General features: G+C 62.7%; 8 protein-coding genes. 2 read left to right on the top strand and 6 right to left on the bottom strand.

All coding sequences use genetic code 11. The annotated features are described in order from the left end of the window. The first annotated feature begins 5 nt into the window (after positions 1 to 5). Both EN984_RS20925 and EN984_RS20920 read left to right on the top strand, forming a co-directional pair. Positions 6 to 455: a peroxiredoxin gene (locus EN984_RS20925; protein ID WP_127383922.1), complete on the top strand. Its 450-nt coding sequence runs from the start codon at positions 6 to 8 to the stop codon at positions 453 to 455. Between the two features lie 75 nt (positions 456 to 530). After that, entirely contained in the window at positions 531 to 1007 is a 477-nt protein-coding gene (locus EN984_RS20920) for a DUF2938 domain-containing protein (protein WP_127270018.1), read from the top strand. Between the two features lie 133 nt (positions 1008 to 1140). Here EN984_RS20920 and rnhA read toward each other — a convergent pair whose 3' ends face one another. The 6 genes from rnhA to EN984_RS20890 all read right to left on the bottom strand — a co-directional run bounded on the left by rnhA (position 1141) and on the right by EN984_RS20890 (position 5454). After that, positions 1141 to 1671 (bottom strand): ribonuclease HI, encoded by a 531-nt coding sequence (gene rnhA / locus EN984_RS20915; protein ID WP_127270020.1) that lies wholly within the window; start codon positions 1669 to 1671, stop codon positions 1141 to 1143. Positions 1672 to 1682: 11 nt separating this feature from the next. Then, complete coding sequence (locus EN984_RS20910) at positions 1683 to 2645, bottom strand: homoserine kinase (RefSeq protein ID WP_127270022.1); 963 nt, start codon at positions 2643 to 2645, stop codon at positions 1683 to 1685. 5 nt (positions 2646 to 2650) lie between these two features. Beyond that, positions 2651 to 3661: a 4-hydroxy-3-methylbut-2-enyl diphosphate reductase gene (ispH, locus tag EN984_RS20905; RefSeq protein WP_023808604.1), complete on the bottom strand. Its 1011-nt coding sequence runs from the start codon at positions 3659 to 3661 to the stop codon at positions 2651 to 2653. Positions 3662 to 3749: 88 nt separating this feature from the next. Further along, positions 3750 to 4505: an SURF1 family protein gene (locus tag EN984_RS20900; RefSeq protein ID WP_164748751.1), complete on the bottom strand. Its 756-nt coding sequence runs from the start codon at positions 4503 to 4505 to the stop codon at positions 3750 to 3752. Beyond that, positions 4502 to 4906, bottom strand: coding sequence for a DUF983 domain-containing protein (locus EN984_RS20895; protein ID WP_127270316.1), 405 nt, complete (start codon positions 4904 to 4906; stop codon positions 4502 to 4504). Before EN984_RS20895 ends, EN984_RS20900 begins: the two co-directional genes overlap by 4 nt. Positions 4907 to 4962: 56 nt before the next feature. Next, positions 4963 to 5454: a L,D-transpeptidase family protein gene (locus EN984_RS20890; RefSeq protein ID WP_127270319.1), complete on the bottom strand. Its 492-nt coding sequence runs from the start codon at positions 5452 to 5454 to the stop codon at positions 4963 to 4965. Positions 5455 to 5555: the final 101 nt, after the last annotated feature.

Raw genomic sequence — 5555 nt, 5'->3', positions numbered from 1 at the left:
CGGAGGTGTCCTTAAAGAAGAGAGCCGCCGATGGCGCCAAGCCGATCACCGGGGCCGAGATCTTCCCGGGCAAGAAGGTCGTGCTGTTTGGGGTTCCCGGCGCCTTCACACCGACCTGCAGCAACAACCATTTGCCGGGTTATCTCGAGAACCACGATGCCATCCTGGCGCGCGGCGTCGACACCATCGCCGTCGTTTCGGTCAACGACGTCCATGTCATGGGCGCCTGGGCGCACTTCACCGGCGGTGAGGGCAAGATCATGTTCCTCGCCGACGGCAGTGGCGATTTCGCCAAGGCGGTAGGCCTCGACAATGACCTTTCCGCCAGCGGCATGGGGCTGCGTTCGAAGCGGTTTTCGATGATCGTCGACGACGGCAAGGTCACCGCGCTCAATGTCGAGACCAAGCCTGGTGTCGACGAGTCCGGCGCGGCTCATATTCTGGGACAGCTCTGAAGTTCAGCGCGGCGTGGGGTGTGGAACGACGATCGCGCTTGTAGCCCAGGGCTTGCGTTTGGGGGGATTCTAGCGATGTTTGACATGTTCTGGCGCGCTATCGCGATCGGCATCGGCGCCACCGTCCTGATGGATCTCTGGGCCATCTTCCTGCACAAGGCGTTCGGCCAGCCACGGCCGAACTGGGGGCCGGTCGGTCGCTGGGTCTGGCATCTCCGTGACAAGGTCTTCCACGACGATATCGGCGGTGCCGCACCGTACGTGCATGAAAAGGCGCTGGGTTGGGCCTTTCACTATTTTGTCGGCATCGTCTACGGCATCATCCTGGTGGTGCTGGCCGGAGCGGGCTGGCTTGCCGCGCCGACATTCCTGCCGGCCTTCATCCTCGGCATCGTCACCGTCGGCGCCGGCTGGTTCCTGCTGGCACCCGGCATGGGCGCCGGCTGGGCGGCCTCGAAGCGGCCCAACCCGATGCTGATCCGGGCGCTGAATCTGGTGTCGCACACCGTGTTCGCACTTGGGCTTTGGGGCACGGCGCTGCTGATCCGATAAGGGTCTACAACTGCGCTGGCCAGTCGATCGGCAGCCAGCAGTAGATAACGCGGTGCGCGCCGATATCGTAGTAGTTGCCACCCCCGCCGGCTGATCCGCTTCTTCGTACCTGAGAGCCGCGCCGCTCCGGAAATCAATAGCTCTGGGTAGAGCGCCGCACTTTCGCGATTGCCGGTTGTTTGGCCGGCGCAGCAGGCTTTGCCGCTGCTGCAGGCTTGAACGGACCTTTCTTGAACGGCGCCATGCCTTCGCGCGCAAGCTCGTCGGCGCGCTCGTTCTCGACATGACCGTCATGGCCCTTGACCCAGTTCCAGGTGACCTTGTGGCGCTTGTTGGCCTCGTCGAGCGCCTGCCAAAGTTCACCGTTCTTCACAGGCTTCTTGTCGGCGGTCTTCCAGCCGTTCTTCTTCCAGCCGTGGATCCACTTGGAAATACCGTCCATGACATACTTGCTGTCGGTGTGAAGGTCGACCGTGCACGGCTCCTTCAGCGCGTTCAGCGCCGAAATGGCGGCCAACAGTTCCATGCGGTTGTTGGTCGTCTCGGCTTCGCCGCCGGAAAGCTCCTTGGTGGTGCCGTTGAAGCGCAGGATCGCGCCCCAGCCGCCAGGGCCGGGATTGCCCGAACAGGCGCCGTCGGTGAAGATCTCAACCAGTTTGCTCATGATACCCCATATCAGGCCAATCCATATTCCGAAGGAGATTTGATCGCCCGGTGGAACCGCATCCTTCTGATGTATTCGGTCGGATCGCGCTTCATCACCAGCCCGCCATCGGGGACGGTCAGCCAGTCGTACAGCCGGGTCAGCATGAAGCGCAACGCCGAACCGCGCGCCAGCACCGGCAGCGCAGCTTGTTCCTGGTCGCTCAGGGGCCGGACGCTCTGGTAGCCGGCGAGCAGCGCCTTGCCCTTGGTGAGGTTGAAGGAAAAATCCTTCTCGAAGCACCAGGCGTTGAGACAGGTGGCGACATCATAGGCGTAGAGGTCGTCGCAGGCGAAATAGAAATCGATCAGGCCGGACAGTTTTTCGCCGAGGAAGAAAACGTTGTCCGGGAAAAGATCGGCGTGGATGATGCCTTTGGGAAGGTCCTTCGGCCAGTTGCGCTCGAAATCGGCAAAGTCGGCATCGACCTCGGCCGCTAGGCCCGGCTCGACCTCGTCTGCGCGATCGCGCGCTGCATCCCAGAGCTTGCGCCAGCCGTCGATGGCCAGGGCATTCGGACGCGTCATCGAAAAATCGGCACCGGCCAGATGCAACTGCGCCAATGCCTTGCCGACCTCGGCACAATGCGTTGCTGTGGGCCGCCGCAACGAAAGCCCTTCCAGGAAGGTGATGATGACCGCCGGCCGGCCGGCGAGCGTGCCGATGACGCTGCCGTCATGCGCGGTCACCGGCAGCGGGCAGGACACGCCCTTGTTGGCGAGATGGCCCATCAGCCCCAGAAAAAACGGCAGATCCGCCTTCTCGACGCGCTTCTCATAGAGCGTCAGGATGTAGGAGCCGCTGGAGGTGTGCAGCAGAAAGTTCGAGTTCTCGGTGCCTTCGGCGATGCCCTTGTAGGACAGGAGATCGCCGACCGGATAGTGCTTCAGGAATGCGCCGAGTTCGCCTTCCGCAACGTCGGTGTAGACCGCCATGTGCCTTACGCGGCTCCATTGACGAAGGCCATGTCGGCCCGCGTCAGTTCGACATCGCGCAGGACCCGCATGACTGGAAAATCCTCGGTTTCCGTGGCCGTGATGGCAAGATCGATCGTGACATCGAAGCGTTGCCGGAACGCGTCGATGATCTCGTCGACGATGATTTCGGGCGCCGACGCGCCGGCCGACAGGCCAAGCGTCGAAATGTTGCCGATGTCATTCCACGGAATCTCGGCGGCGCGCTGCACGAGAAGCGACATCGTAGCGCCCGCACGCTCCGCCACTTCGACAAGGCGTCGCGAATTGGAGGAATTGGGGGCGCCGACGATCAGATAGAGATCGGCGCCCGGCGCGGTGTCCTTGACGGCTTCCTGGCGGTTGGTGGTGGCATAGCAGATCGATTCCGCCGCTGGTGCCTGCAGCGCCGGAAAGCGATCCTGCAAGGCGCGGATGATGCCGGCGGTGTCCTCGACAGACAATGTGGTCTGGGTAACGAAGCCGAGCGCCTGCGGATCGGCGGGCGAGAGCTTTGCGGCATCGGCTTCGGTTTCGATCAGCGTCACCGCTCCGTCCGGCAGTTGGCCCATGGTGCCGATCACTTCGGGATGACCGGCGTGACCAATCAACAGCACATGGCGGCCGAGCCGCTGATGGCGCATCGCCTGCTTGTGGACCTTCGACACCAGCGGGCAGGTGGCATCGAGATAGAAGAGATTGCGCGCCTTCGCATCCGCCGGCACCGATTTCGGCACGCCATGCGCCGAGAACACGACGGGCGACTGCCGATGTTCGGCCGGTATCTCGGAGAGTTCCTCGATGAAGACGGCGCCAAGGCTTTGCAGCCCCTCGACGACGTAGCGGTTGTGCACGATCTCATGGCGGACATAGACCGGCGCGCCATATTTCTTCAGCGCCAGCACGACGATCTGGATGGCACGGTCGACACCGGCGCAAAAACCGCGCGGCTGGCAGAGCCGGATCGTCAGAGGTGGTTTGGTGGTTGTCTGAAGCATTAAATCCGGGCCGGTTGATCAAAGCCGAAATGAAGTGCGCACCCCTGCCCTGTCAAGGGCATCGGTTGAAAGGGGGCATCAGCCGCGTTCATTCGTCTTTCGCGGGACGGCGAAGCCGCAGGATGAGCACGGCTGCGAGCGCCGCGGCAAGCCCGTACCAAGTCATCGCATATTGGAGATGGCTGTTCGGGAGGTCGATGATGGTGACGCCGCCAACCGGCAAGCCGCCTGGGTTTGGCGTCTTGTCTGCGTCGATGAAGATCGGCACCAGCGCGGCGCCCGCCGGCAGACCGGCGCTTGCAGCCATCACGTCGCGGTCCTTCCAGTAGAAGATGTTCTTCGCCACGTCGTTGTCGGGAAGCATCATCGACGGCTTGCCCGGCAGCGGGTTGCGGGCCAGCCCGGTGACCGTCACACTGCCAGCCACCTGTCCCTTGGCGCGCTTGGCGGCGTCCTTCAGATCGTAAGGCACGAAGCCGCGATTGATCAGGACGAAGCGTCCGTCGTCGAGCGCCAGCGGCGTGTAGACATTGAAGCCGGCATCACCCTCCCAGGTCGCGTAGAAATGGCGTTCGCCTTGATGCAGGAACGTGCCGGTGACGGTGACAGGCGTATAATCGACATCGCCGGTGGCGGCGAACTCTTTCTCGACCGCAACCAACGGCAACGGAGCCGAATGGGTGCGCTGGTCGATGGTCTGCAGAAGGCCTTCCTTCCAATACAGGCGCTGCATCTGCCAGGTGCCGAGCACCAGCAGGATCAGGAACAGCACAAGGCCAAGGCCGAGCAGCAATGCCGATCGCGGCCGCGAACGACCGTCAGTTTTAATGGAAGCCTCGCTCATTCGCCGCGATCCAGCCGGCCCTCGGCCGCTTGGTTGCGGTATTGCAGCGTCAGCAGCACGCCCTTGATCAGCCGCAGCGCCGTCAAGCACAGCACAACAGCCAGCGGAATCCAGACCAGCAGATGCAGCCAGAGCGGCGGGCTGAACGTGACTTCTACCCAGAGCGCCAGGCCGACGATGATAAAGCCGATGATCAGGATCACGAACACCGCCGGCCCGTCGCCGGCATCAGCGTAGGAATAATCGAGGCCGCAATTGACGCATCGCTTGCCGACGGTGAGGAAGCCGGAAAATAGCCGCCCCTCGCCGCAGCGCGGGCAACGGCCATGCAGGCCGGCCGAGATCGGATCGATCGGCGGCCAGATCGCCCTATCTTCACTCTTGGAAGAGTCGTCGCTCATTGCTTACCGCTCGATTTCAGATCGACCGGCAACCAGTTCATCTTGCCACTCATTGCCTACCGCTCGATCTCGATCGGTGTGCCATCGGCCACCATCGCCCAGATTTCGTCCATATCGGAGTCCGTAACCGCAATGCAGCCGTCGGTCCAGTCGACCAATTGAAGCAGCCAGCCCCACCAGCCATAACCGTTTGGCTGGCCGTGGATCATGACCATGCCGCCCGCGTCGACATTGCGCGCCCTGGCGGCCGCCAGATCGTCGGTATTGGGGTACGAAATATGGATCGATCTGTGCGCGATGCTGTTCGGGTTGCGCCAGTCGAGGACATAGTTCCCCTCGGGCGTGCGTTGATCGCCCTCCTGGTGCTTATGCCCGACAGGATCGCCGCCGAGTGCGATGCCGTAGCTGCGCAGGATCTTGCCGTCGCCGATGAGTTCCAGCCGGCGTTCGGCTTTGTGGACACGCACCAGATCCACCTTCTCGCCGGCAAAGGCCGGGAGTGCCGCGATCATCAATGCGCAAATGGCCCGGAAAATTGTCAGCCGCATTGGCTATCGATCAGCGATCATTGCGCCAAAAAGAAGAAGGCGGCCACATTGCCGCGGCCGCCCCTCCCCAAACGGAAATTCCTCAGGCCAGGATCTGTCTC

Source organism: Mesorhizobium sp. M7A.F.Ca.CA.004.12.1.1, assembly GCF_003997835.1.
Classification (GTDB): domain Bacteria; phylum Pseudomonadota; class Alphaproteobacteria; order Rhizobiales; family Rhizobiaceae; genus Mesorhizobium.
Note: the sequence above shows the minus strand (reverse complement) of the source record. Positions and strands in the feature narration are given on the sequence as shown.

Bases quoted from the DNA above. Each gene is read 5' to 3' on its own strand.
- EN984_RS20900 (WP_164748751.1), bottom strand. From the start codon at position 4,505: ATGAGCGAGGCTTCCATTAAAACTGACGGTCGTTCGCGGCCGCGATCG.
- EN984_RS20910 (WP_127270022.1), bottom strand. From the start codon at position 2,645: ATGGCGGTCTACACCGACGTTGCGGAAGGCGAACTCGGCGCATTCCTG.
- ispH (WP_023808604.1), bottom strand. From the start codon at position 3,661: ATGCTTCAGACAACCACCAAACCACCTCTGACGATCCGGCTCTGCCAG.
- EN984_RS20920 (WP_127270018.1), top strand. From the start codon at position 531: ATGTTTGACATGTTCTGGCGCGCTATCGCGATCGGCATCGGCGCCACC.
- rnhA (WP_127270020.1), bottom strand. From the start codon at position 1,671: ATGAGCAAACTGGTTGAGATCTTCACCGACGGCGCCTGTTCGGGCAAT.
- EN984_RS20890 (WP_127270319.1), bottom strand. From the start codon at position 5,454: ATGCGGCTGACAATTTTCCGGGCCATTTGCGCATTGATGATCGCGGCA.
- EN984_RS20895 (WP_127270316.1), bottom strand. From the start codon at position 4,906: ATGAGCGACGACTCTTCCAAGAGTGAAGATAGGGCGATCTGGCCGCCG.